28 protein-coding genes and 1 pseudogene are annotated in these 26,399 nt (G+C 41.4%); 6 read left to right on the top strand and 23 right to left on the bottom strand.

Annotation, left to right across the window (positions count from 1 at the left end; all coding sequences use genetic code 11):
- Positions 1–44 precede the first annotated feature (44 nt).
- From DWY55_RS09025 to DWY55_RS08935, 19 genes are all read right to left on the bottom strand, one after another.
- Positions 45–1,277 carry a glycosyltransferase family 4 protein gene (locus tag DWY55_RS09025; protein ID WP_120178063.1) on the bottom strand — a complete coding sequence of 411 codons (1,233 nt, stop codon included), beginning with the start codon at positions 1,275–1,277 and terminating at the stop codon, positions 45–47.
- 9 nt (positions 1,278–1,286) lie between these two features.
- Positions 1,287–2,468 carry a non-hydrolyzing UDP-N-acetylglucosamine 2-epimerase gene (wecB, locus tag DWY55_RS09020; protein ID WP_120178062.1) on the bottom strand — a complete coding sequence of 394 codons (1,182 nt, stop codon included), beginning with the start codon at positions 2,466–2,468 and terminating at the stop codon, positions 1,287–1,289.
- A 25-nt stretch (positions 2,469–2,493) separates the two neighbouring features.
- Positions 2,494–3,642, bottom strand: a complete 1,149-nt coding sequence (locus tag DWY55_RS09015) for a capsular polysaccharide biosynthesis protein CapF (protein WP_117681073.1) — start codon at positions 3,640–3,642, stop codon at positions 2,494–2,496.
- A gap of 40 nt (positions 3,643–3,682) precedes the next feature.
- On the bottom strand, positions 3,683–4,087 hold the full coding sequence (locus DWY55_RS09010) for a putative toxin-antitoxin system toxin component, PIN family (RefSeq protein ID WP_022400851.1): 405 nt from the start codon (positions 4,085–4,087) through the stop codon (positions 3,683–3,685).
- Entirely contained in the window at positions 4,084–4,305 is a 222-nt protein-coding gene (locus DWY55_RS09005; RefSeq protein ID WP_005829183.1) for a hypothetical protein, read from the bottom strand. The genes DWY55_RS09010 and DWY55_RS09005 overlap by 4 nt, the downstream gene beginning before the upstream one ends.
- Before the next feature lie 100 nt (positions 4,306–4,405).
- The gene (locus tag DWY55_RS09000) at positions 4,406–5,479 is read right to left on the bottom strand and encodes a polysaccharide biosynthesis protein (RefSeq protein ID WP_120178061.1); all 1,074 of its coding nucleotides are present in this window, start codon (positions 5,477–5,479) and stop codon (positions 4,406–4,408) included.
- Positions 5,480–5,497: 18 nt separating this feature from the next.
- Entirely contained in the window at positions 5,498–6,640 is a 1,143-nt protein-coding gene (locus DWY55_RS08995) for an N-acetyl sugar amidotransferase (RefSeq protein ID WP_008663516.1), read from the bottom strand.
- Between the two features lie 8 nt (positions 6,641–6,648).
- Positions 6,649–7,872, bottom strand: a complete 1,224-nt coding sequence (locus tag DWY55_RS08990) for a glycosyltransferase (protein WP_008663515.1) — start codon at positions 7,870–7,872, stop codon at positions 6,649–6,651.
- Positions 7,873–7,883: 11 nt separating this feature from the next.
- Positions 7,884–8,576, bottom strand: a complete 693-nt coding sequence (locus DWY55_RS08985; protein WP_117681074.1) for a LicD family protein — start codon at positions 8,574–8,576, stop codon at positions 7,884–7,886.
- Positions 8,573–9,364, bottom strand: a complete 792-nt coding sequence (locus DWY55_RS08980; protein WP_117681075.1) for a phosphorylcholine transferase LicD — start codon at positions 9,362–9,364, stop codon at positions 8,573–8,575. Before DWY55_RS08980 ends, DWY55_RS08985 begins: the two co-directional genes overlap by 4 nt.
- Positions 9,365–9,372: 8 nt before the next feature.
- Positions 9,373–10,446, bottom strand: a complete 1,074-nt coding sequence (locus tag DWY55_RS08975) for a phosphonoacetaldehyde reductase (protein WP_117681076.1) — start codon at positions 10,444–10,446, stop codon at positions 9,373–9,375.
- A gap of 4 nt (positions 10,447–10,450) precedes the next feature.
- Complete coding sequence (gene aepY, locus DWY55_RS08970) at positions 10,451–11,581, bottom strand: phosphonopyruvate decarboxylase (RefSeq protein ID WP_117681077.1); 1,131 nt, start codon at positions 11,579–11,581, stop codon at positions 10,451–10,453.
- A gap of 38 nt (positions 11,582–11,619) precedes the next feature.
- The gene (gene aepX, locus DWY55_RS08965) at positions 11,620–12,921 is read right to left on the bottom strand and encodes a phosphoenolpyruvate mutase (protein WP_117681078.1); all 1,302 of its coding nucleotides are present in this window, start codon (positions 12,919–12,921) and stop codon (positions 11,620–11,622) included.
- Positions 12,887–14,155 carry an O-antigen polymerase gene (locus tag DWY55_RS08960; protein WP_165852455.1) on the bottom strand — a complete coding sequence of 423 codons (1,269 nt, stop codon included), beginning with the start codon at positions 14,153–14,155 and terminating at the stop codon, positions 12,887–12,889. Before DWY55_RS08960 ends, aepX begins: the two co-directional genes overlap by 35 nt.
- 56 nt (positions 14,156–14,211) lie before the next feature.
- The gene (locus DWY55_RS08955) at positions 14,212–15,132 is read right to left on the bottom strand and encodes a glycosyltransferase (protein WP_117681079.1); all 921 of its coding nucleotides are present in this window, start codon (positions 15,130–15,132) and stop codon (positions 14,212–14,214) included.
- Between the two features lie 4 nt (positions 15,133–15,136).
- Positions 15,137–15,679 (bottom strand): acyltransferase, encoded by a 543-nt coding sequence (locus DWY55_RS08950; protein WP_117681080.1) that lies wholly within the window; start codon positions 15,677–15,679, stop codon positions 15,137–15,139.
- Between the two features lie 7 nt (positions 15,680–15,686).
- Positions 15,687–16,796 carry a DegT/DnrJ/EryC1/StrS family aminotransferase gene (locus DWY55_RS08945; RefSeq protein WP_120138207.1) on the bottom strand — a complete coding sequence of 370 codons (1,110 nt, stop codon included), beginning with the start codon at positions 16,794–16,796 and terminating at the stop codon, positions 15,687–15,689.
- Positions 16,797–16,822: 26 nt separating this feature from the next.
- Entirely contained in the window at positions 16,823–18,268 is a 1,446-nt protein-coding gene (locus DWY55_RS08940; RefSeq protein ID WP_118940794.1) for a lipopolysaccharide biosynthesis protein, read from the bottom strand.
- Between the two features lie 15 nt (positions 18,269–18,283).
- Positions 18,284–18,802 (bottom strand): UpxY family transcription antiterminator, encoded by a 519-nt coding sequence (locus DWY55_RS08935; protein ID WP_120178065.1) that lies wholly within the window; start codon positions 18,800–18,802, stop codon positions 18,284–18,286.
- 761 nt (positions 18,803–19,563) lie between these two features.
- On the opposite strand from DWY55_RS08935, the gene DWY55_RS08925 reads away from it, so the two are divergent.
- On the top strand, positions 19,564–19,887 hold the full coding sequence (locus DWY55_RS08925) for a hypothetical protein (protein ID WP_005836962.1): 324 nt from the start codon (positions 19,564–19,566) through the stop codon (positions 19,885–19,887).
- A 122-nt stretch (positions 19,888–20,009) separates the two neighbouring features.
- Positions 20,010–22,138, top strand: a pseudogene (locus DWY55_RS08920) (VapE domain-containing protein).
- 129 nt (positions 22,139–22,267) lie between these two features.
- Here the strand turns inward: DWY55_RS08920 and DWY55_RS08915 are convergent.
- Positions 22,268–22,528, bottom strand: a complete 261-nt coding sequence (locus tag DWY55_RS08915) for a DUF4248 domain-containing protein (protein WP_005829216.1) — start codon at positions 22,526–22,528, stop codon at positions 22,268–22,270.
- Between the two features lie 277 nt (positions 22,529–22,805).
- On the opposite strand from DWY55_RS08915, the gene DWY55_RS08910 reads away from it, so the two are divergent.
- Both DWY55_RS08910 and DWY55_RS21985 read left to right on the top strand, forming a co-directional pair.
- Entirely contained in the window at positions 22,806–23,315 is a 510-nt protein-coding gene (locus tag DWY55_RS08910; RefSeq protein WP_005829218.1) for an HU family DNA-binding protein, read from the top strand.
- A gap of 54 nt (positions 23,316–23,369) precedes the next feature.
- A complete protein-coding gene (locus DWY55_RS21985; RefSeq protein ID WP_005836960.1) occupies positions 23,370–23,471 on the top strand; it encodes a smalltalk protein in 102 nt (33 codons plus the stop codon).
- On the opposite strand, the gene DWY55_RS08905 is transcribed toward DWY55_RS21985, so the two are convergent.
- A complete protein-coding gene (locus DWY55_RS08905) occupies positions 23,468–23,683 on the bottom strand; it encodes a hypothetical protein (protein WP_230321533.1) in 216 nt (71 codons plus the stop codon). The genes DWY55_RS21985 and DWY55_RS08905 overlap by 4 nt on opposite strands.
- 60 nt (positions 23,684–23,743) lie before the next feature.
- Positions 23,744–23,926 (bottom strand): hypothetical protein, encoded by a 183-nt coding sequence (locus tag DWY55_RS08900; RefSeq protein ID WP_005829223.1) that lies wholly within the window; start codon positions 23,924–23,926, stop codon positions 23,744–23,746.
- Between the two features lie 176 nt (positions 23,927–24,102).
- On the opposite strand from DWY55_RS08900, the gene DWY55_RS08895 reads away from it, so the two are divergent.
- Complete coding sequence (locus DWY55_RS08895; protein ID WP_008663499.1) at positions 24,103–24,336, top strand: hypothetical protein; 234 nt, start codon at positions 24,103–24,105, stop codon at positions 24,334–24,336.
- Entirely contained in the window at positions 24,327–24,662 is a 336-nt protein-coding gene (locus tag DWY55_RS08890; protein ID WP_005836958.1) for a type II toxin-antitoxin system RelE/ParE family toxin, read from the top strand. Before DWY55_RS08895 ends, DWY55_RS08890 begins: the two co-directional genes overlap by 10 nt.
- A gap of 168 nt (positions 24,663–24,830) precedes the next feature.
- On the opposite strand, the gene proS is transcribed toward DWY55_RS08890, so the two are convergent.
- On the bottom strand, positions 24,831–26,324 hold the full coding sequence (gene proS / locus DWY55_RS08885) for a proline--tRNA ligase (protein WP_005829226.1): 1,494 nt from the start codon (positions 26,322–26,324) through the stop codon (positions 24,831–24,833).
- Positions 26,325–26,399 lie beyond the last annotated feature (75 nt).

Here is a 26,399-nt window from a genome sequence, read left to right as displayed (position 1 = left end):
AAATATCAAGTTATCCTAATCATTGACTGATAAATATCGTATGTTCATAAAGTTTCAACCAAGTCTACATATTTTTGAGTTACCACATCCTTGGAATATAATCGCTTAATCACCTCCACACCATTTCGACCCAGTAAAGCCAGTTCACTTTTTGAGACGGAATTCAGCCAATCCGCCATTTCTCCCACCTTCTTTTCCAAACTCTTCTCTGTAATCAATTTTGCACAGCCATGTTCCTGCAGGAAATTGATGATAGGCGTATCCTTTCCCGAGCAGACCAATAAAGGCCTACCACATGCCATGATTGTATAAACCTTGGAAGGGAATCCCTGCATCTCCATTTCAGGGTTCATGAAAATAAACTGGATGTCTGAATAGGCAAGAATGGACGGCATCAAACTTCTGGGCTGATAGGGCAAAATATGCACATTATCCAGCTCCAACTCACGTACTTTCTCCTCAAGAACGGGTTTCATGACTCCCTCACCGATGATAAAGTATTCAATGGAAACCCCTTTCGTCTTTTCTGCCAGACAAATTAAGGGCTCCCAATCCTGGGCATAACCAATATTCCCGGCATAAAGCAATTTCAAAGAATCTGTGGCAGGGAAAAAATGGGGATTCAGACATTCTACATTTCCACCCTGAGAATTATACAATTCTGTATCTACAAAATTAGGTATTATACAAAGCTTGGACTTATCCTTAAACCTTCCGGCTATTACATTATAAAATACCTGGTCTATTGTCGTTATGGCCGTTGAGTTATTATAAACATACCGTTCCATCCTACGTAGCTGTTCTATAACAAGCCCGTCCTTTCGTTTCAAGATGTCAGGATATATTTCCTGCACATTATATATGGTTTTACATCCCTTGATTTTCGCCAGCCAAATGTTGATTACACCGATAGTCAAAGGAGGGGAAGGTGACAGTATGACATCTATATTTCTCTGGAACAAACCAATCAGGAAAGAGATAATATGCCAATAGACAAATCCCAGGACACGCAGAAATGTATTTCTGAATTTCTTCTGGGGTACATGAAGAACTCTGATTCCATGAAAACAGCTTTCTTTACAAATCCCCCAAACCTTCCATTTCAGAGGTTGTGCTGCCAGTTGTGATTCCACAACATTGTAATGAGGCGTAGTTGTCAATACCAATACTTCATAACCGTTTTCTTGGAATTTCAGAGCAATATCATTATAAAGATAGGCTGTCGAAACTCCATCCGGACTGAAAATCAGGCTATGTATCAAGATTTTCTTAGGCATGTCTCACCATTATTTTCTCCAAACCATCTTGTTCACCACCCCCGTATAGCTCTGGATTATCTTCACAACCTTGGCCGATACATTCTCATCCGTATAATTGGGCACCGGCAGGCCATCGTCCTCGTTCCTGTTCATCTCCACAGCAGTATCTACAGCCTGAAGCAAGGATTTCCCGTCAATGCCGGCCAGGATAAAGGTTCCCTTGTCAAGAGCCTCGGGACGCTCCGTACTCGTACGGATGCATACAGCCGGGAAAGGATGCCCCACAGAAGTGAAGAAACTGCTCTCCTCAGGCAAGGTGCCGCTGTCACTCACAACGGCATAGGCGTTCATCTGCAGGCAGTTGTAGTCGTGGAAACCGAGAGGTTCATGCTGAATCACACGTCTGTCAAGTGCAAAGCCGCTTGATTCCAGACGTTTCCTGCTACGGGGATGACAACTGTAAAGTATGGGCATGTCATATTTCTCGGCCATAGCGTTAACCGCGCTGAAAAGGGACAGGAAGTTCTTCTCCGTGTCAATGTTCTCTTCCCGATGCGCGGAGAGCAGGATGTATTTACCTTTCTGGAGATGCAATCTCTGGTGAATATCGCTGGACTCTATTTCGGACAAATTCTCATGCAGGACTTCCGCCATGGGCGAACCGGTTACGTATGTACGTTCTTTCGCCACGCCCGAAGCGTTCAGGTATCTGCGGGCATGCTCCGAATAGCAGAGGTTCACATCGGAAACGACGTCCACAATACGACGGTTGGTCTCCTCAGGCAGGCACTCGTCAAAGCAGCGGTTGCCTGCCTCCATATGGAAGATGGGGATATGCAGACGTTTCGCGCCTATCACGCTCAGGCAGGAGTTCGTGTCTCCCAACACCAGCACGGCATCAGGTTTCACCTGCACCATCAGCTTGTAGCTGGCGTTGATAATATTCCCCATCGTGGCACCGAGGTCATCGCCGACGGCATCCATATACACATCGGGGTCTTTCAGCTTCAGGTCACGGAAGAAGACACCGTTCAGGTTATAGTCGTAATTCTGGCCGGTGTGGGCCAGAAGACAGTCAAAATAACTGCGGCATTTGTTGATGACAGCCGCCAGGCGGATGATTTCCGGACGGGTGCCCACTATAATCAGAAGTTTCAGTCTGCCGTTCTCCTGAAACCTGACTTGCGAATAATCCAATTTTAGTTCCATCTGTTCCTATATTCTTTAACTCGTTTCAGACTTTTTCAGAATAAGTGTCCGGACGTGCCGGGTCGAAACACTCGTTGCACCACATGAAGGTCACCAGGTCTTCCGTTTCCGAAAGGTTGACAATGTTGTGCGTATAGCCGGGAATCATCTCCACGACCTCCATCCTCCCGCCGCTTACCTCGAAGCTGACAACATCCTCCGTACCTATCTTGCGGAGCTGTATCAGACCGTGTCCGCTCACCACCACAAACTTCTCGTTCTTGGTATGGTGCCAGTGCTGGCCTTTCGTAACGCCCGGCTTGGAGATGTTCACCGAGAACTGCCCGCGGTCGGAAGTACGGATAATCTCCGTAAAACTGCCACGGTCGTCCACATTCATCTTCAAGGGATAGCTGAACCGTTCTTCAGGCAGGTATGAGAGGTATGTGGAATAGAGTTTCTTTGTAAAGGCATCGCTCAAATCCGGAACGGACAAGGTACCGGGCATTTGCCTGAAAGACCTTATCAGTTCCACAATGCCGCCCAAGGTAACGGTATGTACTACGGGCACTTCGCAATAATCCCCGTTGCGGTGTTCCCTGCCGCTCAGGGCAGAGACAAGCTCGTCCACCACATCGTCTATGTAAACCAGATGCATCACCACCGAAGGGTCGTTCACCCGGATGGGCAAGTCATGGGCGATATTGTTGCAGAAAGTGGCCACCGCACTGTTATAGTTGGGGCGGCACCATTTGCCGAAAACATTCGGGAAGCGGTACACCAGTACCCTTGCACCCGTTTCCCTGGAGTACTCGAACAACAGTTGCTCCCCTGCCCGCTTCGATTCACCGTAAGGGTTGTCGAGTGCGGCCTGCGTGGAAGAGGAAATCATTACCGGACAAGTATTTCCGTACTTCCTCAATGTATCAAGCAGCATGGAGGCGAAGCCGAAGTTCCCTTTCATAAACTCAGACGCATCCTGGGGACGGTTCACGCCTGCCAGATTGAAGACAAAGTCAGCTTGTCTGCAATAGACATCCAGTTCGGCAGGGTCACTGTCCATGTCATACTCGTAAATAGTAAGTTCCTCACCTGCAATGCCGTAATTACGGGCTTTCCCGTCACGGATGTTGTGCAGCTGGGATACAAGGTTCCGGCCGACGAACCCTCGGGAGCCGGTTACTAAGATTTTCATAAACTAATGGGTTCTGTTTGTCACAGAAAAGAGAAGATATTCATAGTGAATGACAGAAATCATCCAAACCTATAAAACTTACTTTTGGGAAATTATATTGCTTCAATATATGAAAATGATGATCTTCCGTAACAATAAACTTGGCATTAGCCACAACTGCACAGTCCACAAACTTATTATCATCCGGATCTGATTTTATCAGATTGAAGTTATAATAAGGAGTAAAGAACAAAGTATAAGGATTATTGAGAATGACATCAATCACCAGCTTAGCTATTTCCACACCTGCCAAACGTTCTAATATTTCCTCATATTCATTAAGAATTTCATCAGAAACGCATAACTGATTCGTTCCATCCAAAAAGCAATCCCAAATCTTACGGTACCTGCTTTTGGGAGAAATGCACTGTATCAAGCTATTTGTATCTAATACAATTCTATTCATCTCTTCGGAAGTGTACGGACATCAATTTTTCTCAGTTCATCAAGTTTTTCTTGGTTTAAAACTCCCGAATCCCATAAGTCATTCAAGCGGTCATCTAACTTCTGAGAAAAATATTTGGTCAACACTTCTTTAACTTCATTCAATCGCTCCTCCGAACCATCAAAAGCAAACATCTTCAAAAGATGTTGTTGAACTGAATTTAATACTGTTGCTGCCATATTCTCAATTATTAGTTTCAATATGGCAAAGATAGTTTTTTTTTCTAAAGGAACAATACATTCCCTCTTTCTTTCCTGTTGTATTATTCAAATTAAAGACTTATTCACTCTTGATTTCCGCGCTCTTCGCCTTTTCCTCCATTCCGAGGTCTTCACGGATGAAGCGGAGTTTCAAAAGAAGATTTTTCATGCCCTCCACATCCAGGCGGGCGGTGTTATGGCTGTGATAGTCCTCTATACGGGCAATATCCTCATTGCCTTCCGTGAAGAACTTGTCATAGTTCAGGTCACGGGTGTCGCAGGGGATGCGGTAGTAGTCGCCCATGTCGACAGCCTTTGCCATCTCTTCGCGGGTTACCAGTGTCTCATACAGTTTCTCGCCGTGGCGCGTGCCGATGGTCTTCACCTCCGTCTCACCGTATTTCGGATCAACCTGCGCGTATGTTTCCTTCAAGGCCTGCGCCAGTACATCCAAGGTGGCGGCAGGAGCCTTCTGCACGAACAGGTCACCGTTATGCCCGTGTTCAAACGCATAGATTACCAAATCCACGGCATCGTCCAGCGTCATCATGAAGCGGGTCATGTTGGGGTCCGTTACCGTAATGGGCCTGCCGTTCTTTATCTGCTCCACCCACAACGGTATTACAGAACCGCGGCTTGCCATCACATTGCCGTAACGGGTGCAGCAGATGGTCGTTCCTGCCTCTTCACCCAGCGCACGGCCCTTGGCTATGGCAACCTTCTCCATCATGGCCTTGCTGATGCCCATGGCATTGATGGGATAGGCAGCCTTGTCGGTAGAAAGCACTACTACATTCTTTACACCATGCGCTATGGCGGATTCCAGTACATTGTCGGTACCGATCACATTGGTCTGCACAGCCTGCAACGGGAAAAACTCGCAACTGGGAACCTGCTTCAAGGCGGCGGCGGAAAACACATAATCCACTCCCATCATGGCACCGTCCACAGACTGGCGGTCACGGACATTACCAATGTAGAATTTTACTTTGGGATTTTGCAGGTGATGACGCATGTCATCCTGCTTTTTCTCGTCACGGCTAAAAATACGGATTTCCTTGATGTCACTATCAAGAAAACGACGCAATACAGCGTTACCAAAAGATCCGGTGCCTCCGGTGATTAATAAAACTTTGTCCTTGAATATAGACATAACTCACTAATATTTTTCCTATTTTCTAATTCTTTTATCCAATCCCAATAGTTGATAAAGTCTAATACCAATCTTAAATGCCCAGGCATTATTCTTATAGTGCAAGTATTTTTTCGGCAATTTATGATATGACATTAGTTCTTCCTTACTAATAGCCAGTTTCTCTGCCACTTCATCAAACATCTTTTTACACTCCTCATCAGAAGCAGGAGGATTCTTTAAAATTTCAAGAGCTTCTTCACGGCTCATTTGTCCCGTAATAATCAAACTTGATAATTGCGCCCTACGAATATCATAGCCAAACCGAGTAGGAAGCCACCAAGCCTCTAGAAACTTAGTAAGCAAATCCTCAAAATGTTTTTGCCCATAAGGTTGATAATCATATTCACGTTGAAGGGTTGCCAACATTTCAGCTTTTGTAAAAGGAACATAATTTAGGAGTTGCAACGTCTTTACTCCTTTTATGTATGGAAGAACAAATTTATGTTTAAAACCTGTAGTATAAATATAATTCTTAGTCTTCACATTGCCGTGCTTTTTTAATACATCCTTTACATAGGTTTTATCTGCCGTAGGTCCTGCACCATCAAACCAAGAGTCTGGGTCAGCAACAATTTCAGTACAAATATTATAACCATTCAAAATGTATTTCACACCCAATTCTTCCGAATATTTATCTATTTGAGCAATGAAAGCATGGTCTTGAGGAACATCCAACCCGGCATGTCCGGTCTTGAAAAATGCAATCTGCATCTGCTTCAACTCTTCAAAATCCAACTTCTGAATATGAAGATGGACATTCAGTTTATCACAGAGCTTTTTAATATTCTCTTCTGCTACAGGCAGATTCCATCCGGCATCAATATGAAACACAAAGGGACGAAGCCCCCACTCTTTGACTGCAAGATGCAGCATATAACAACTATCCAATCCACCACTCAGTCCTAAAATACAATCGTATTTTTTACCTTTTCCTGAGATTCTTACTTGCTCCAAAATGGCTTTCAACTCAACTTCGTGGCCTTTGCCATGGTTCCACCAAGGTAATATATGTTGTTCATACTCTCGGCATCTGTCACATACACCATTTTCATCAAAAGTCAGATTAGAATCAGTCGTATCCATTACACAATGGGTACATACTTGGTAATTTTTATCCATACTCTTTTCTACTTTAACAAAGTATCATACAATTTTATATAATCTTCAAAGCGTTCATTTTTATCATAATATTTAACAGCTCGTTTTCGACATATATGATGATAAACTTCTTTTCCTCGCTTTACTATTTCAGCTACAGCCCTCTTTATGCCTTTTATATCCCCTTTTTCTACAATATATCCAGTTTCATCTGATACAGACTCAACACTTCCGCCAGTCCGATATGTAATGACAGGTGTTCCACAAGCTAAAGATTCTAGATTTGTTGTTGGAAATGTATCTTCCCAAGTTGGGTTAATAAAGACAGAAGCTAAAGTGTACAAAGTAGCTAATTGAGTAACATTTTCAGTTCTCTCAATTCCAATTATGCCATCGGGGATTTCTTTCAACTGTGTTTTTGATAATCCCACTAAAACAATAACCCAATCTTCAGAAATCATGTTATACAATTGAACGAAATCCTCAAGCCCCTTGCGTTTATCCCAAATACTAGCTACTCCTAATAAAACACTAGTTTGCTCTGCTAATCCCAATTTATTTCTCATGGCACATACACTCTGCAAGGATTGAGGAGAAAAAAGTTTTAGATCAATTCCATTTTGAATTACATTTATTGGATAATTTTTCAAGAATGATTTCTTTACAATCATTCCTAGCCACTGTGATACCGGCACAATAGTCAAATTTTCCATAGATGTAAACAACTTTTTTTTTAGTTCATAATTTTTAAAAGACCTATCTATTAATACACTTCCAGGATATATTTTCTTTTGTACGCAAGTCTCACAATGCGTCAACCATTTCTCACATCCGACATAGTCAAAATGAGCACAATGCCCAGTCATTGACCAACAGTCATGAAAAACCCATACCACAGGTGTAGAAATAGAAGATAAATACTTAAATAAAACCTCCATATTCAAAAAATACCCATGAATGTGATGAAGTTGAATAATATCAGGATGAATTTCCTCAATCTGTTGTATTAATCTTCTAGTGGCTCGAGTAGAGTGAAGACAATGAGTATCAAACAAACGTGTCATAATTCCATGCCAATACACATCCCATTTTGTACCTATTTTAATAGTCATAGATTGACTAGGCAAATGATTACGAGCATAAGTTATATAACTCTTCCAACCATGTGCAAGAGCTACTTGCCCTATTTGTTCAGCAATACGTCCTACAGAACCAGAATTCACCTCTATACTAATTTGAAGAAGAGTAAGCATAAAGATTAAAACTATTTTAGGGATAAATCATCTGTTATATAATTATAATTTCTATTAGGAATATTCCAATTCTTGCCATATCGTAAAGTCAAATATTCATTCACATCAATTGGAACTTTAAAATACTCATCATAAAAGAGAATATCTTTTGTATTCGACAACAAATAGGCAGGAATTACAATCTTACGAATTTTAGGTTTAGATTTAGCTATAAGTAAATCCTGCAAAAAAGCCCCACCTAAATAGTTCATAAACGAAATTATAAAATAAATAAAATTCACTACTTGACGAGAAAAAGAATGAGAGTTTCTATAAAGAGCAAGTCGTCTTAAACAGTTATAAATTGAATATAATAAATCAGATCCTTCTACTTTTGTCATTGTTGAATTATAAAAAGTACCATTTCGCAAATATGATTTCAAATTTATTTCGCAATTACAACGACGTAGATGAACTGTATTTGCAGTAATAATTACATCAAACCCTACTAAATAGAGCTCTCTTCCTATTGTTTTCGCTAAATGTTTATCAAATAAGAAATCAATTATTGCGATATCAATATCATCATCCCAAGGAATAAATGCTCTGTCTCGGACTGCACCCAATAATGTACCTGTATCTAAAATATATTTTATAGAGAATCTATCCAATATATCCCGTACAAGTAATAAGGATGCTAACCATTCTTTTTCTTTCTGATTCATTTCTGCAATACTTTATAATTATGCGTTGAAATCCGTCTTTCAACAGGGGGCATTTCCATATAATTTCCATAGAGTTGCATAAGCCATGAATTTGTCCCAACAGGTGCACTATAAGACTCATTTTCAAACACAACATTCATTTTACTTTGAAAAATAGAAGCACAAACGACCTCCCTATTCTTATAAGCTCCCTCCAAAAGATATTCTGATGATTTCTCCATAGAATATTTCATTGCATAGTTGTTTATAGCTTTTAAAACTGTATATAATGGAAAGGGAATAAAAATAAATTTCAAGAATGCAAGAATGATATTTTTAATCATTCCTCTTTTTCTCACATATTTCATTAATTTAAGAGTTGCAATATTTTGCAAAAACCAAACAAAATGACAATGTATTCTTTTTCTCATTTCTGAACTTGGCAGACCATCTATCGGGAAAACATCTATATTAACCCCGATATCATAGGAAGAGGAAGAATCGTCTACTAATATTGTATTTTTATCTAAAACTTTTCCAAAATGATAAGGATAAGTAGCATCCTTACTTATTGAAAGAAATTCGAATCTATCATGTTTAAATAACTTTTCAAATTTTAAATAATCAATACGAGGCATTACTATATCAATATCATCATCCCAAGGAATAAAACCTTGATGCCTCACAGCTCCCAATAAAGTTCCATACGCTAAATAATAATTCAACCCATTTTTTTCACAAAATATTTTTATTTCACTCAATATTTGTATCTGAATTTGCTTAAATTCATCACAAGACAACTCCTTCATAATATGTTTCAAAACAATTCACTAAAATCATCTAAGTCCACTGGATTATTTTGCAATCGCTGCCTATTTACACTCTCTAAAATGAAATACTTATTAAAATTTTCCGGCAACTTCAATGGCAATAAAATTCTTTTTTCTATATAGTCACCAATATCAATATTACACAGATTTTTTAAATATTCAATCTTTTGTTTATACAGAGATGGGGATATATTTTTTCTAATTCTATGTATATCCATATTTATTGACCAAAAAAAAGGAAATGTCATTGCTACTGCATGCCCATGTGGATACCCATAATAAGTTGTAAATGAATAAGAGAAAGCATGAGGCGCAGTCGTTTTAGTGATATTTATAGCACGACCAGCCCAATAAGCCCCCTCCGACACTTTATTTCTCATACTATTAGTAGGAGAATTTACAACTAATGGTAAATTAGGCCACAAAAGTTCAATTGCTCTCTTAGCAAATTCATCTGACTCTTTTGTAGCATAAGCATTCCAGTAAGCCTCTATAGCCTGAGCCAAAGCATCAAAACCTGCACAAGCTGTCAAATACCTCGGAGTATTGTATGTGAATGGGGGATATACAATTGCAACATCAGGTAAAATAGCATTATGTTCTACAGAATATTTCACTTTATTTTTATACAATACTGCAAAATGGGTCGCCTCACTTCCCGTACCGGCTGTAGTGGGAAGAACTATCAATGGAAGCAAATCTTTCTCTTTTTCAAATTTACCACTTGTAGGCTCACCAGAATAAGAATAAAAAAAGCGAAGTAGTTTAGCCATATCCAATACACTACCTCCACCAACAGCGACAATGACAGAACAAGAGTACTTACGTAATAGTAATAACCCTCTTTCCAAATCTTCGATTTTAGGATTTTCTTCAAAATCAAAATACTCCGTTACTTCACAATCTAATTCACTAAAAACAGCAGTCATAATAGATTTGGCACCACAAGTCTCATAAGAGTTTCTGCCACGCACCAAAAAAAGGTGAGAAAAAGAAAACTCCTTCAAAACTAAGAGCAAATTTTCGATTGAAGACTCTCCCAAAAAACAACGCTGCTCCATAAAATCATTGATTATTCAAGAAAAGCATAAAGGTATCTTTATTTTGTAAGGGAGTAGTAGTCGGACGTCCCAAATCCTTACGTGCTCCTTTTCTTACCTTAACCTCTAACAAAATAGGACCATGCATATACGTAATTCTTTTAAGGGCTTCACATAAGCTATCACTGTCTGAAACAGATAAAGCTGCCTCATAACCGCAAGCCTGAGCTATTTTACACAAATCAATATTAAAGGCAACTGTGGGTTGTCCACCTACAGAATCATGAGCCCCATTGTTAAAAATAACATGTACATAGTTGTCTGGATGTAAGGAACCTATTATTGCAAGCGATCCCATATGCATTAAAGTTGATCCATCACCATCGAAACAAAAAACTTTGCATTTTTTTTTCTCAAGAGCAATGCCTAATGCTATTTGAGAAGCATGCCCCATAGAACCTACTGTCAAAAAATCCTTCTCATGTTCCATAAAAGCAGAAGTACGGTATTCAAATAACTCACGTGATATCATACCTGTAGTAGAGACAATAATATCCTCTTTTGACAATGAAGAAGCTATAAGTTGAATAGCAGCCTCTCTTTTCAAAGGTAATATCACCTCTCCATCTTGTTGAAGCTTATACTCCTCAAAAGTTCCTTTGGGAATTACAAAAGCGAAAGGTTCATGTGTCTCATTCATATAAAAATTGGCATAATTCAATTGAGATAAGAATTCTGTTTCATTTTGAGACATAATGGCATATTTTATACCCATAGCTTCAAGTAAAGGAAGTGTCACTTTGCCCTGCTTAATATGCTGGGGCTCATCTTTTACTCCTGGCTCGCCACGCCATCCCACAAGTAACAATAAAGGAATATTGTAAACTTCTTTATCCGTTAATGACATTAAAGGATTGACAGCATTGCCAAGACCGGAATTTTGCATATAAACAACTGGTATTTTTTTTGTGGCTAAATAATATCCTGCAGCTAAACCAACTGCAGCTCCCTCATTGGCCGCGATAACATTTCGTTCTGTAACAAAATGATCGGTGATATATGCACACACATTTTTCAATAAAGAATCGGGAACTCCCGTAAAGAAATCCATTTGCATGGAGCAAAGAGAATCAATGAAAAATTTTGAAGATATCATAATAACAAGAATCTCAAATTAATAGAATATAAACGAAGTTATTTAGTACCCGGAATCAATTCTAATATTTCTTTGACAGGCATACATAAATCATTAGCTTCATATGAACGGGCATTAGCCAAAATGGACTTTGCTGTATTTAGCATGGCGGGATATGCACTTCTAAGCATATGATTGGCATAAATTACTACATTCACTCCCCATGATGCTAATTCATCTTCTGTTATATGATTATATGTTGTAGGAACAACCACAATAGGTATGGATTTATGCTTCTTACGCAAAGTCATACAGAACTCCCTAATATCCTTACCCGATTTATCCTTACTATGAATCATAATGCCATCAGCACCAGCCTCAATATATGCTAATGCACGTTCCATTGCATCATCCAGACCTTTACCTGCAATAAAGCTCTCAATACGAGCTATTATCATAAAATCAGCCGTTATCTGAGCACGCTTACCAGCCTTTATCTTATCGCAAAAACCTTCAATTGTATCCTGGGTTTGAACAGCGTCTGTTCCAAAAAGCGAGTTCTTCTTCAGACCAATTTTATCTTCAATAATAACTGCTGATATCCCTAAGCGCTCCAAAGTACGAACTGTAAATACAAAATGCTCTATTTTTCCACCTGTATCTCCATCAAAAATTACGGGTTTAGTTGTACATTCCAAAGCGTCATTCAGATCATGAAGACGGGTAGTCAAATCAACAGCTTCAATATCCGGTTTTCCTTTAGAGGTAGAATCAGTAAGACTACTAGACCACATTCCATCAAACTCACGTTTAATACCGTTAACCTCAACACTCGTATTTTCGATAATTAAACCTGTTAATCCACTATGAGACTCACATATTCGAACAATTTTCTTGGCAGAAATCAGACGTTTTAGACGTTTCAAGCGAATTTCAGGGGTAGTACCAATTTCCTTTAACTGGGTATTTAACTGGGTGGAAGATATACCTTTTGTATAAGGAACATCTATCACTTTACCACCCCATTTAGAAATTGTATCTATGACACGTTGACGAGTTTCTTTTTGAATACCATCCTTCCAATCATCACCATGAACTACAAAATCAGGTTTTATCAACTCTAAATTAGGAACATAATCAAGAGTTGTTTGGGGAATCACTTCTTCAACGCCTTTCAAATTCTTCACAATTAGCGAACGCTGTTCATAAGTCAAATATGGCAAACGTTTATAACTAGCAATAGCAGCATCTGTCAATACTCCAACAGTTACAGAACCATATTTCTGGGCCTCGTGAATAATATTCAAATGCCCTGGATGAATAATATCAGCACTCATGCCGACATAAACTTTTTTGTTCATATTTCTGGTATATAATTAGTAATATAATTAACACTACTGAAGCTGTTTTATAAAAAGTCCATGAAAAAGTCGCAAATATTGCAGTATAAAAAAAGAATAACATTAATATCAATCTTGCGAAAGTTGCTTTTTTCTGAAACTTATAAACAGTAAACCGAGTTGTTATTCCCAAAAAGAATGGCCACAACAATATTCCAAAGTAACCAAAATCTAAATAATAAAATATCAATGCTGTATAAGCAAAATTGAAAGTTATACCATAACCGACAGTTATTAGATGTTCTTGAAGATAGCCACCTATAACTTGATTAGCGGTTGTATAACTTCCTCCTAACGCATGAATAAACATCTTTAAAAGTGTATCAAATCCACCAACAGTTGCTCTTCCATACCACAAGCCTAAAAAGGAATCATACTGATACTCAAAAGCATAATCTAACGCTCTAATAGGTCCCAACATATACCATACAAATTGGGACAACAATTCTTCAAATCCCATAAGGATGGTTTGTCCATCTATATCAGTGACTCCTTTTCTCAATGTAGTTTGAATAGAAACAATCACAAAAATTATTGCACAAAAGAAAAAAAGGAAAAAAGTAAATTTGAAAGAATATTTTCGAATATTGCAATGTAATTTTGAAGCAATCTGGGTTCTTAGTACAAATAACAATATAACATATAAAAAGAGAGCTAGATAGTTAGCCCTTCCTCCTCCTAAATAGCCATAAAGAAAAAAATAGAGAACAAATAACATTAAATATATAGGAGGAAACTTGCTCTTGAAGACTATACAATAAGCTAAAAAGAACTGCACTATTGTTTGAAAAGGAGTAAACAGAAACTGAAATAAATATATCTCATAATTTGTACTAAACAGAAGCCCAGATTCAAAAAGAGACTCTCTTGCTTCATCTGCACCTACCACCTCTAACAACAACAAATACTTACAAATATAATTATATAGAATAATGATACTTGATATTCCTGCTAACACATACCACCAATTAGTTTTTATGGCTAAAATATTAGCTCTATTTTTATAAATTGAATGATTGTATTTTATAGGAAATATACTAAAACCTATTAAAAAAGAAACAACATACCCTAACAATATAATGTATGTTTCATTTGAAACAAGAAATAAGTCGCAAGGATTAAATGTAGAACAAAATAAATATGCACCCCACCAAAACAAAAAAACATATAAGAATTTTTTTGATAAAAAATCCATTCTACTTTTTTTTAAAAGTAAAAATATGAGAGTAAAAAAGCAGAATACTATCAAACTCATTTCATACGAAATTTTCGACCTTTAGTCATCCACCAAACTGTCAAATACCCCCACCTATATATATCCATAATATTTCTAGGAAAGTATGAGAAAGAATAGAACAAAAATGTTACAGAATGGCATATGTAATTCCAGAGAGAGATATCCACTGAAGACAACATAGCCTTATTAACGTAAGCCATATATCTATAATATGGAAAATTAGAATTTATTTCTTTCAACTTTTTCGGGACAAATAAATCCCGTTTGTGAATTTGATAAGTTATATGACTAGTAATACCTATTTCGCTCTTTCGATATACACACATATTATCATAAAAATAATATATATCACCATAAAACGAACAAACTAGAAATAAAAAACGATCATAAGCAAAAGGAATTATGTCTATTGAAAGCAAGGGAATTATGTCACTTCTAAAAACAAAAGATGCAGTATGAAAAATACGATTTCCCATAACATCATCCATTTTTATTATATTCTTTCGTAATAGACAAAACAAATGTTCCCTATTTTCTTTTTCATATATAACAGTAGATTGATGAGCTGTTGCCGAAAAAGATTGATTTGCTTCTAACATTTTAATTTGAATAGATAGTTTCCGAGAATCCGTCCAATAATCATCTCCTTCACAAATAGCAATATATTTACCTTCGACCTTAGGATATATATATTTTGAAAAAATATCAATTCCTTTAGAATATTGATTCTCTTTTTGTAGAATAGTTTTAATCTGAAAAGGGCATTTCTTGATATACTGAGAAATTATTTCAGTTGTACTATCTGTAGAAGCATCATCATGTATTATCAATTCTACTTGAAAATCCACCTGCTGAGAAAAAATACTATCTAAGCATGAAGATAAATATTCAGCTTGATTATAAGTAATGCAAATAATACTTACCAATGGCTTCATAAAACTATAAATTCAATAATCCTCTACGGCGTTCTTTAATTTTTTTTACAGGTATTCCTGCATATACCCCCCATTCATCAAGGCTTTTATTAACCAAAGACATAGCTCCAACTACACACCCCTTAGATATTTTCAACTTTGGAAACAATATACTTCCTGAACCAATTTGCACATATTCTTCTAACAAAACGGAACCACCCTGAACATTTATTTTGCTTTTATCATGTATTGGACCTATTAAAAAATCACCACTAAAATCATCCATTGAGCTAAAAATTGTTGCACGAGGAGAAAGTCCTGTATTATCACACATCGTTATTCCATAGGCTCCATAAAGTGCACAATAAGCAGAAATATGAATATTTGATCCAAGTTTAATATTCCCAGATAATATACAAAAGTCGTCAATACGGACATTATTACCTATTTCAATAGTAGAAGGGGTATAAAAATGAGCAAAACGACTAATTTTCAAATTATCTCCATATTTTTTAAACCCTAACGATTTTATTTCTTCTTCCGTTAAAAAAGACGTACTACCAATCATAAAAAGATTATTTCGATATAACCGATATTACTCTATCGATTTCTATTTGTGATAAAGAATTATATATAGGCAAACATATTACACTATTTGCCACCCGATTTGCTACTAATAGATTCTCAGGCTTAGCCGATTCCAATCCTCGATAAGTAGAAAATTCGCTTATCAACGGATAGAAATACCTACGCCCCAATATATTCCGTTCCTTCATCTTGAAATAAAGTTCATCGCGTGTCATGCCATATTTCTCAGAATCCACGAATATGGGAAAGTAAGAGTAATTATGACGGACTCCGGGCATATCTTCCATAAAAGTGATACCAGGTACATGTTCCAAGCCTTTACGATACATGATAGCCACTTGACGACGAGCTTCAATAGCTACATCCACTTGTTTCAAATTCAACAAACCATAAGCACTACGTACTTCGTCCATCTTGCCATTGATACCCGGAGCTATGACAGTCGTTTCCCCTGCAAAACCGAAATTTTTCAAATAGTCGATACGCTTTTTAGTCTTCTCATCATGGCAAATCAGAGCACCACCTTCAATCGTATTGTAAACTTTGGTCGCATGAAAACTCAAGGTTGACATATCACCGGCATTCAGAATTGACTTTCCAGCAACTTCTACCCCAAAAGCATGGGCAGCATCATAAATGACCTTTAAACCGTATTTGTCCGCTATCGCTTGGATACGTTCTGTATCACAAGGCTTGCCATAAACATGTACCGGCATAATCGCCGTTGTCTTGGGGGTTATTGCCGCTTCTATTTTGTCCGGATCAATGTTACAAGTTTCTGGATCAATATCCACAAATACCGGTTTGATTCCATTCCACCACAAAGCATGAGTGGTAGCTACAAAGCTATACGGAGTTGTTATCACCTCACCAGTAATACGCAATGCTTGCAGAGCACACATCAAAGGCAGTGTGCCATTGGTAAAAAGACTGATATAAGGCACCTTCAAATATTCACACAAGGCTTTCTCCAATTCTTGATGATAATAACCGTTATTGGTCAGCCACTTACGGTTCCAAATATCCTGTAAATAAGGAATGAAATCGTCAAGCGAAGGAAGTAATGGAGAAGTAACTGTAATCACTTTATTTTCCATCTTACTATAAAAATATATACTGATTTCTATTTTTTGTGAAGAGCCGACAACCCAAGCCGTTTTACCTCAAGATACTCTGGTAATCTTAATCTTTCATAAACAGCAAAAGCTAATGTCAAACCAACAATAATCTGAATGGGCAATTGAATATAAACGGATATATCCAATAAGGAAAAAAGCCACATGACAGCAGCAATTGTCAAAGAAACTGCAAAAACCGGAAGCACATCCTTGATTTGTTCTATGGTAGAATAGCGTATCAAGTCGGCAGAATAGTGGCTATTTAAGAAATAGGCTATGAAAGAGGTTAAGACACTCCCCCACAGCATATATTCGATGCCATAAAAAATACCTATCAGAATAGGAAACACCGCAATGGTCTTCTTTATGATTTCTAATTTCAGAAACAAGTCCGAACGTCCTTTCACCTGCAAGATATTCAGATTGATGGCATGAAGCGGATAAAGCATACCACTGAAACAAATAATCTGCAGAAAGGAAACAGCAGTCAACCATTTCTCACCGATCAGAATTATAATCAAAGGTTTAGCCACAGCTGCAAGTCCCAGCATGCAAGCGAATGTCACAAGCATTGTAGTCTTTATTATCTGCCGATAAGCTTCGCGCAAGCGCTCCGGTTCTTCTTGAATGGAACTAAGCACCGGATAACTGACACGCTGGACAATACTGGTCAGATTACTGGAAAATATCGTATTGAACTGCTCTGCACGAGTATATTGCCCCAACTGTGCAGAACTGTAACAACGGCCTATAACCACATAATAAACATTCTTGTAAAGAGTATCCAATAATCCGGACAACAAGAGCTTATAGCCAAAGCCGAACATTTCCTTGAAGCTTTTTACGGAGAATTCCCATTGGGGCATCCATTTACAGAATATCCAAAGAAACAGAGAATTCAGAATCTGCCGGGAAAGCTGTTGCCACACCAAACTCCATACTCCAAAGCCCACTATAGCCATGCCTATGCCAACCAATCCACTTGAAACAGAAGAGATTATGGATACTTTGGTCTGTGTCTTAAAATCAATACCTCTTACTAATATGGTACGGGGAATGATACCCAATGCATTAACAATCAGAATCAGCCCTATTACCCTTAACACATCTATCAAAACCGGTTCTTTAAAAAACAGACTGATAGCGGGAGCAGCTACATATAAAAGGATGTATAAAACAATACTGACTATCAAGTTAAACAAGAAAACCGTATTGTAGTCTACCTTTTCAATACGTACTTTCCGTATCAGTGCATTAGAGAAGCCACTGTCGACAATGGAGTTGGACACCGCTATGAAGATAGCTATCATGGCCATAATGCCATATTCGGCAGGAGTCAAGAGACGGGCCAATATCAGGCCTACCAAAAAGGTAACACCGGAATTGGATATGTTATCGATAAAGCTCCACTTCGCACCATGGACAGCTTTATTTTTCAAAGATTCGGGCAATATTGTTACAAATTATTATTCGATCTCCTCCACCAGCGACGCATGCACAAACGTCGTCGCCACCGCCATCACCCCCTCGATGTTCACCACCACCCTCCTGTCATGGCGCACACGCACAAACACCCCTTCCACTCCTTCGAAGATGCCGCCGGTGATACGTACCCGGGTTCCTTGGGAGAGGTTCAGCTCGGTGGGTTCAAGATAGAGCACAGCCTGGTCGTAGGTGCCAGACACGGCGATGAAGCTGCGCATCTGTGAGTCCGGGATGACGATGGGCTGGCGGGTCTCGCGGTCCATGATATAGCGGATAGGGATGTTCATGCCCGGTTTGTTCTTTATTTCATCCATACGCTCGCGGGTGGAGCGGACGAAGACCAGGTTATGGACCGCAGGAACAAGCTTGCGCAGGCGGCGCTCTTTCCTCACGACATACTCATAGCGCATGGGAATATAGTTTTCAATGCCCTCTGCATCCAGGTAATCCTTGAAAAAAAGCTCTCGGCTATAGGTGACACGCACTGCATACCAGTGCATTTCTGCATTCTCGTTCACGAAAAAATATGATTGGGGGACACCGGAGTAGCGAAGTACCTCCCGGTCAAGTAATGTAATGCGGTTACTTTAAATAGGCTATATGCATTCATTTTATTTCAAAACCCTCCACCATCTCGGAAGGAAGGCGACGAAATAGTTATATTCAAGCTATCTTGCGATAAGCCGTTATCAACGAAACGTTTATGATGAAAGAAATGTTTTATAACACGTTCCGTTTAATGAACGCAAAGGTAACGTCAAGAAATGAAAGTACAAAATATTCTGATTGATAAAATGATAATCTTTTTTAATGCAGACATCATCACACTATATATCAAAGAATTACGCCTATTAGGTAAGATACACGCGCACGCGCGTCATTTCTTATCTTTTTAAAGAAAGGGTGTGTTACATATATAACCATAGGTTCCGGTACCTCACCCTATACATACAGACTACACACACGCTTCACTAGTTCACGGAGAGGGGCACCACAGATTACACAGATTGGCACAGAGGAGCACAGAGAAGAATTCTTCGCTACGTTCTGAGTGACGGATACTCACGGAAACAAAAGGATGATACGCACGGACATACACAAAAGTGATACGCACAGAAACTACAAAAATCCGTGCCAATCCGTGTAATACATAGTGCACAGACTTCTCTTTTTTATTAATTTTGCACCCGATTCGTTAACTTAATATAAAATTAGATTTTCAAATTGTAATTATGAGAACAAAAAAACGCCAATTAGCGTGATGCAAATCAAAGGGAGAGATTACCAAGTGCTGTACACCAAAGAGAGCAAAGAGGTGCAAGTGGCCCTCGACCTGCTTTCTATGGTAGAACACAAGTCGTTAACCGTGGAATACAAGGAGCGGAAGGCTTTCCTGACACCCTTCATCCCACTGCTGATAAATCCCCAAAAGGAACACGGACTGAAGGGTGTAAGCCCCTTCGCCAAGCTGCTGCATCTACTTGTAAACTTTATGGACGCGGACGGAAGCGGCAATACGCTGAACCCCGATTGCATTGAGGATGAGATATATAAGCTCTTCAATGAGCTATATCCCAAGGAGTAAAACGGACCAAGGAATTCAAATTGTAAAAAAACGGCTGTCCCACTGCGGATGGCCGTTTTTGCTTCCTAAGGAAATAAACGGCATCTTTGCGCCGCCAATAAGGCAAACTTAATACAAGTAGAATGGAAAACATTCCAGTGACCACCTACCGTGGTTTCAGCGCCGTCAGCGGGGAGACAACCTTCACGCAGGACATGGCTGACATAAAAAACGGCAAGCATGCCAAGTTAATCATCAAAATCGCCAGCCTCGTGGCGCAGGGAAAGGTGGAGGAAGCCAACCACGTCAAGAAGCAGCTTCCCTTCAGGACCCTCACGGCCAACTACCGGGAAAGAAGGCTCGCACCGAGCATCACCCGCTACAACCCCGTCATCACGCTCGACATCGACGACCTGGAAGAAGGACAGTTGGAGCAGACCCGGACCCTCATCAACGAAGACCCGCACACCCTGGGCAGTTTCCTCTCCCCCAAAAGGCACGGCTACAAGCTGTTCGTCTTCATGCAGACGGAATACACCCGGCGTCTGTATGACCGTCTCCGGCAGGGCGAGGTGACCTACGCCACGCTCGAGGAGATACACCTGAAGCTGTACAGCGCCGCCAAAGAGCACTACGAGGCCCTTCTCGGAGTAGAGGTGGACGGAAGCGGAAAGGACATCTCGCGAGGATACTTCATGTCCTTCGACCCGCATGCCTATATCAATGCCGCACTGCTGGAACAGATTTCCCCGTTGCCGGCACGCATCATCCCGCCTGCGAAGAAGGAGAACAGCCCAAAGAAGACGCCCGTCGAAACGGTACACCCCCTCCCCGCCTCCTCTGCCGCCACGCCGCAGGACGCAAAGCCTTGGGAGAAGCTGATATTCTCCCAAGCCGTGACCGCCGTGAAGCGCACCACCAGGTTCCGGGCAGGCAACCGCGACAACTTCCTCTTCGCCCTGGGCAACAAATGCTACAGCAAGGGCCTGGACGAGCAGACAGCCATCAGACTGGCGAAAAACGAGTTCGGACAAGAGTATCCCGACGTGGAATCTCCCCTGCACAATGCCTACATCTATACCGACAAGACCAGCGAAGCCGCTACAAAGAAGGAAGAGAAAAAGCCCGTCATCAACCAAGTGATGAGCTTTCTGGAAGAGCACTACGGCATCCGCAGGAACCTCATCCTGGACCGCCTCGAATTCATGCCCTATGCCCTGTCGGCAGATGCCGGAAAAGGTTACCGCCCCATGCGCGGAAAGGACTACAACACCATATTCGTAGACCTGCAGATGGCCGGCATCTCCTGCTACCAGAATTTCCTCAGAGCCGTGATAGACTCCAACTACGCCAAGGAGTTCAACCCCTACACCGACTATCTGTACGCGCTTCCCCCCTGGGACGGGACGGACTACATCGCCCAACTTGCCGACACCCTGACGACCGAGAACCGGGAACTGTGGCAGGAGGGCTTCAAACGGTGGATAGTGGGCCTGGTGGACTGCGCGCTGAGCGACGAGGACATGAACCAGCTCGTCATCATCCTCTACAGCGAGCAGGGAAAGGGAAAGAGCAGCTGGATTCGGCGCCTGCTGCCGCCCGAGTGGAAAGAGTACTTCTACAACGGCATAATAGACCCGAGCAACAAGGACGATGCCCGCCTGCTCGCCACGCGAATCATCATCAACATGGAGGAGTTCGAAGGCGTGAAGCCCGGCGAGCTGGCAGCATTGAAGCGAATCATCGCGCAGGACAACGTGACGCAGCGCAAGGCCTACGACATCGAAGCCTTCACCCTGCCCCGCCACTGCTCCTTCATCGCGGCACCAACAACCGGCAGTGCCTGCAGGACATCGGTGGAAACCGGCGTTTCCTCCCCATCACCGTCACCGGCATAGACTACCACACCCCGGTGAACCATCCCGGCATCTACGCCCAGGCGCTCGCCTTGCTGAAAGACGGTTTCAGATACTGGTACGAGGGCGAGGAGATAGAACAGCTGAACAAGCACAACGAACGGCACCGCATGAAAGACCCCGTGGAGGAGAACCTCTTCGTCTTCTTCCGCAAACCGCTGCCCGAGGACCTGCAGGTAAAATGGCTCCCTGCCAGCGTCATACTGACCAAGCTCAGCATATTCGGGAAGGTGCAGGTGAACCCGCACACCCAGCTGGTACTGGTGCAGGCACTGGAAAAGTACGGATTCGGTACACGGACCAACGAGCAGGAGACGACCGAATATGAGGTAGTGGACATCCAGCTATATCAGTAACCGGTATTCGAGGAGAAGAGAGAAGCCCCGTAACATATATTGTTGTGCATGACAACATATATTGTTACGGGGCTTTACATATATTGGCGTTTTCTTTACACGGCTTCCCTATTTCCGGCCGGCATCCTGTCAGGGTTCTCCCAGATACTTCACCAGCACTTTCACTTCCAGCGGAGTGAAGGTGCGCCGGTATTTGTTGTAGCCCACCTTCTCCAGCTCACCCTTCAGCGCCTTGTTGTGGCGTATCCATGCCGCCAGGGTATAGATGGCATTGCTGATGCAGTAAGTCGGGTTGTAGAGCATGGCAAGCTCCTCCTTCGAATAGGCGTGGATGCGGAACGGACGAAGGTCTTCCTCCTCCTCTTCCCTCTTTTCTTTTTCTGTTTTCATTCCTTATGTTATTGGTTGATTATTACACCATAAAGATACTGAATATCAGCGGTATGACCAAGCGTATACAGACATAAACGGGCATCGGACGAAGAACTTTTCCTGAACAGAAAGGAAACGGGAAAGAGACGGCGTAACCCGAAGAAAGCCATGAGCAGAAAAAGCCGGAGAAGTACTTTTGCAGCACCCCTCTTCCCCCCCCTAAAGGAGAAAGAGAAGAGTATTGCAATACGGGACTTTAATTTCTAATTGTTAATTTTTAATTATTTAATTGTTTATGGGAGTACCATTCAAGAAGATTGCGAGGAAAGATCCTCGAAAGGCAGATGCGGTGGCAAAGTTCTACCCGCAGCTGGTGACACTGGGCGACAATGCGACGCTGGACGACATTGCGTATGTGATGAAGGAGAAGAGTTCGCTGACACTGGGAGACATCCAGAGTGTATTGACCAATTTTGTGGAGGCCATGATAACAACCCTCTACAGCGGCCAGTCGGTGAATATCAAGAACTTCGGCGTATTCAGCCTGTCGGCGCGTACGGCAGGCGTACTGGATGTAAAGGAGTGCACCGCCAAGAACATCAAAGCGGTGAAAATCAATTTCCGGCCTTCCAGCACCGTAAGACCGGACATCGCCGCCACGCGTGCCGGGCAGAAGATTGACTTCTACGACCTGGAGGCATTGGTGAACAAGGGAGACGGTGAAGGAGGAAGCTCCGGCGGCGGTTCCGGCTCGGGAGACGGAGGCGGTTCGGACGGAGACCAGGGCGAAAATCCGTTGGGATAAGTATGACTGATTTTACTACCGATTCGTATGTTCAACTTTTAAAACGTATATAGCATGAAAAAAAGTATCTGGGATAAAATTCTGAAAGTCGTAATTGCAGTAGCCTCTGCCATCTTAGGGGCATTGGGAGCCAATGCGATGAACGTGAACATTTAAGTCGCCGGAAAGAAAGGACGGCAGGAAGAGGAAACCCCGAAAAAGGTTTCCTCTTTCTCTTCCCTCTCTATACAGCGCAGGATACGCCAGTCGCAGCTACGCACCCAATAGCGGAAAGCCATGTTCGGGTGGAAATGCTCCGAGAAGTCCAGCAGACGTTCCAAATCGAACTCCTCGGAGATGACACCGGCATCGCGCAGACATGACTTCAAGAGAATTTATGGAATAAATACGTAAAAAGGATAATTCGGTCGGCATATGATGCCGGAATATCAGACAAATTCCTCGACCATATACATATCACTGACAAAATCGTCAACAATCTGTTCCAGGTTTTCGCAGGCTTCGTCAGGCGTTTCACCGTAGGCGCTGCACAACACATTATTCATAAAATAAGCGTAAAAACCACCGCCGGCTGCCGCCTCTACGGTATAGTCATTTCTGTTCAGTTTCATATTCGGGCCTCCTTTCTTTTTTTACGCTGCAAAAATGAGGAAAAGTTGTTACGAGGAGATGTGAAGGAGGTTACAATAGTATGTAGATTGGTTGGCTTTGATGCAGTGGAAAATAAATGGATTGAATATTAGGAGTTTTCATTTATTCAGTTTACCTTTGATTAAAAATAAAAGCAATGGGTAAAATTAAACCATATAAAGAGCAGGACTCTCCCAAACAAACGGCACAAGAACCGATGATGGCAACTTATCATCAATCAGCCATACCGATGGACGACTTTATCAACAGTATTCCCCGAGATGCTTTGGCTGAAGCCCTTCTATTTGCCTTAGAAGAGAATAAAGCAGGACACTGTATATCAAACTCCCAAATAGAGAGTATGATAAATGAACGCATGGGATGGAAATAGTCTGGTCTAAGTTGGCTTATGAGCACTTTTTAGAGATACTTATTTATGTAGAGAATAATTTTGGCATGTTGACGGCACAGAAAACACGTCAAAAGATACAAGACAAAGTAAATCTTTTAGCAAAACATCCGTATATAGGAATTATAGACAGTGATTTTTCTACTCTATTTAACAACATTACTGTCCGTCATTTAAAACTTTCCCCTAACGTGATATATTATTTGATTGATGAGAATAGGATTGTCATTGCAGCAATGCTTCATTCAAAACAATCTCCGGAAACTGTACGCAAAACAATCTCAGAATTTCTGAAGCAATATAAATAGCTGTTCATCAATTCATGATGAGAGATAACTCTATAAATTTAAAACCGAGAGGACGTATCAAGATATACAATCACCCCGGATTACGCGGATTAACGCAGATAAAAGTTTCTGATTATCAGAACTCCTAAAATCATCTGTGTTAATCCGCGTAATCCGGGGTGGGTATTATTAATAGGAACGTGCGAAAATCACGCGGCAGGCAGAAGGTTTGCCGGTAACCATACACTTGCCCGGTTCCTTGTCACCCGGAACAAATGAATCGAAAGGAATACAACGGATGGTTGCTTTGGTCTCTTCCTTGATTTTCTCTTCGGTTTCGGTAGTCCCGTCCCAATGAGCCAGAATGAAGCCGCCTTCTTCAATCTTTTCCTTGAATTCCTCGTAGCTGTCCACGCTGGTGATGCGGCTGTTACGGTAATCGAGCGCTTTCTTGTAGACATTTGCCTGAATGTCCTCGAGCAAATCCTTCACGTACTCTTCGATACCCTCGCAGGAACGCGTCTCCTTCTCCAGTGTATCGCGACGCATGATTTCCATTGTATTGTTCTCCAGGTCGCGGCCACCCATCACCAGACGAACGGGAACACCCTTCACCTCATAGTCGGCAAACTTGAAGCCCGGACGTTTGTTGTCGGCATTGTCGTACTTCACGGAAATGCCCATCGATTTCAGCTTGGCAACAATGCCTGCCACTTTCTCGTCAATCTTAGCCAGCATCTCCGCATTCTTGTAGATAGGTACGATGACTACTTGTATCGGAGCCAGGTGCGGAGGAAGTACCAGACCGTTGTCATCGGAATGCGTCATGATAAGCGCTCCCATCAGACGGGTGGAAACACCCCAGGAGGTAGCCCAAACATACTCCAGCTTGTTCTCCTTATTGACGAACTGTACATCGAACGCCTTGGCGAAGTTCTGTCCCAAGAAGTGGGAAGTACCGCTCTGCAAAGCCTTTCCGTCCTGCATCATCGCTTCGATGGTGTAGGTGTTGAGGGCACCGGCAAAACGCTCGTTGGCAGACTTCACGCCCTTTACCACGGGCACCGCCATGTATTTTTCGGCAAACTCGGCATATACATTCAGCATCTTTACCGCTTCTTCTTCGGCTTCCTCGCGAGTGGCATGTGCCGTGTGTCCTTCCTGCCAGAGGAATTCGGCGGTACGGAGGAACAGACGGGTACGCATTTCCCAACGGAACACGTTTGCCCACTGGTTGCACAAGATAGGCAGGTCGCGGTATGAATTGATCCAGTTCTTGTAGGTGTTCCAGATGATGGTTTCGGAAGTGGGGCGGATAATCAGCTCTTCTTCCAGTTTTGCAGCAGGGTCCACCACCACACCGCCGCCATTCGGATCGTTCTTCAAACGATAGTGCGTCACGACGGCACACTCTTTGGCAAAGCCTTCCACATGTTCCGCTTCACGGCTGAGGAATGATTTCGGAATAAGCAAGGGAAAATAAGCGTTGACGTGTCCCGTTTCCTTGAACATATCGTCCAACTGACGTTGCATCTTCTCCCAGATAGCGTATCCGTAAGGCTTGATCACCATACAGCCGCGTACAGCCGATTGTTCTGCCAAATCGGCTTTTACCACCAACTCGTTGTACCACTGAGAATAGTTCTCACTACGTTTGGTAAGGTCTTTCAATTCTACTGCCATTCTATTTCGTTTTTTAAAGTTTTCGTTGATTTCTCTAAACAGTCGGCAAAAGTACAAATTTTAAAGGAAATTTAT

Origin of the sequence: Bacteroides sp. AF25-38AC, assembly GCF_003602995.1 — a bacterium.
GTDB lineage: Bacteria > Bacteroidota > Bacteroidia > Bacteroidales > Bacteroidaceae > Bacteroides > Bacteroides uniformis.
The sequence above is the reverse complement of the archived record's forward strand: the minus strand, read 5'-3'. Positions and strand labels throughout refer to the sequence as shown.

Bases quoted from the DNA above. Each gene is read 5' to 3' on its own strand.
- DWY55_RS08900 (WP_005829223.1), bottom strand. From the start codon at position 23,926: ATGAAACTGAACAGAAATGACTATACCGTAGAGGCGGCAGCCGGCGGT.
- DWY55_RS08975 (WP_117681076.1), bottom strand. From the start codon at position 10,446: ATGGAGCAGCGTTGTTTTTTGGGAGAGTCTTCAATCGAAAATTTGCTC.
- DWY55_RS08950 (WP_117681080.1), bottom strand. From the start codon at position 15,679: ATGATTGGTAGTACGTCTTTTTTAACGGAAGAAGAAATAAAATCGTTA.
- DWY55_RS08895 (WP_008663499.1), top strand. From the start codon at position 24,103: ATGGGTAAAATTAAACCATATAAAGAGCAGGACTCTCCCAAACAAACG.
- aepX (WP_117681078.1), bottom strand. From the start codon at position 12,921: ATGAACAAAAAAGTTTATGTCGGCATGAGTGCTGATATTATTCATCCA.
- DWY55_RS09010 (WP_022400851.1), bottom strand. From the start codon at position 4,087: ATGAATAGAATTGTATTAGATACAAATAGCTTGATACAGTGCATTTCT.
- DWY55_RS08995 (WP_008663516.1), bottom strand. From the start codon at position 6,640: ATGGATAAAAATTACCAAGTATGTACCCATTGTGTAATGGATACGACT.
- DWY55_RS08890 (WP_005836958.1), top strand. From the start codon at position 24,327: ATGGAAATAGTCTGGTCTAAGTTGGCTTATGAGCACTTTTTAGAGATA.
- DWY55_RS08980 (WP_117681075.1), bottom strand. From the start codon at position 9,364: ATGAAGGAGTTGTCTTGTGATGAATTTAAGCAAATTCAGATACAAATA.
- DWY55_RS09015 (WP_117681073.1), bottom strand. From the start codon at position 3,642: ATGAAAATCTTAGTAACCGGCTCCCGAGGGTTCGTCGGCCGGAACCTT.
- DWY55_RS21985 (WP_005836960.1), top strand. From the start codon at position 23,370: ATGAAAAAAAGTATCTGGGATAAAATTCTGAAAGTCGTAATTGCAGTA.
- DWY55_RS09025 (WP_120178063.1), bottom strand. From the start codon at position 1,277: ATGCCTAAGAAAATCTTGATACATAGCCTGATTTTCAGTCCGGATGGA.
- DWY55_RS08925 (WP_005836962.1), top strand. From the start codon at position 19,564: ATGCAAATCAAAGGGAGAGATTACCAAGTGCTGTACACCAAAGAGAGC.
- wecB (WP_120178062.1), bottom strand. From the start codon at position 2,468: ATGGAACTAAAATTGGATTATTCGCAAGTCAGGTTTCAGGAGAACGGC.
- proS (WP_005829226.1), bottom strand. From the start codon at position 26,324: ATGGCAGTAGAATTGAAAGACCTTACCAAACGTAGTGAGAACTATTCT.
- DWY55_RS08935 (WP_120178065.1), bottom strand. From the start codon at position 18,802: ATGCACTGGTATGCAGTGCGTGTCACCTATAGCCGAGAGCTTTTTTTC.
- aepY (WP_117681077.1), bottom strand. From the start codon at position 11,581: ATGATATCTTCAAAATTTTTCATTGATTCTCTTTGCTCCATGCAAATG.
- DWY55_RS08910 (WP_005829218.1), top strand. From the start codon at position 22,806: ATGGGAGTACCATTCAAGAAGATTGCGAGGAAAGATCCTCGAAAGGCA.
- DWY55_RS09000 (WP_120178061.1), bottom strand. From the start codon at position 5,479: ATGTCTATATTCAAGGACAAAGTTTTATTAATCACCGGAGGCACCGGA.
- DWY55_RS08985 (WP_117681074.1), bottom strand. From the start codon at position 8,576: ATGAATCAGAAAGAAAAAGAATGGTTAGCATCCTTATTACTTGTACGG.
- DWY55_RS08960 (WP_165852455.1), bottom strand. From the start codon at position 14,155: ATGGATTTTTTATCAAAAAAATTCTTATATGTTTTTTTGTTTTGGTGG.
- DWY55_RS08990 (WP_008663515.1), bottom strand. From the start codon at position 7,872: ATGCTTACTCTTCTTCAAATTAGTATAGAGGTGAATTCTGGTTCTGTA.
- DWY55_RS09005 (WP_005829183.1), bottom strand. From the start codon at position 4,305: ATGGCAGCAACAGTATTAAATTCAGTTCAACAACATCTTTTGAAGATG.
- DWY55_RS08915 (WP_005829216.1), bottom strand. From the start codon at position 22,528: ATGAAAACAGAAAAAGAAAAGAGGGAAGAGGAGGAGGAAGACCTTCGT.
- DWY55_RS08945 (WP_120138207.1), bottom strand. From the start codon at position 16,796: ATGGAAAATAAAGTGATTACAGTTACTTCTCCATTACTTCCTTCGCTT.
- DWY55_RS08955 (WP_117681079.1), bottom strand. From the start codon at position 15,132: ATGAAGCCATTGGTAAGTATTATTTGCATTACTTATAATCAAGCTGAA.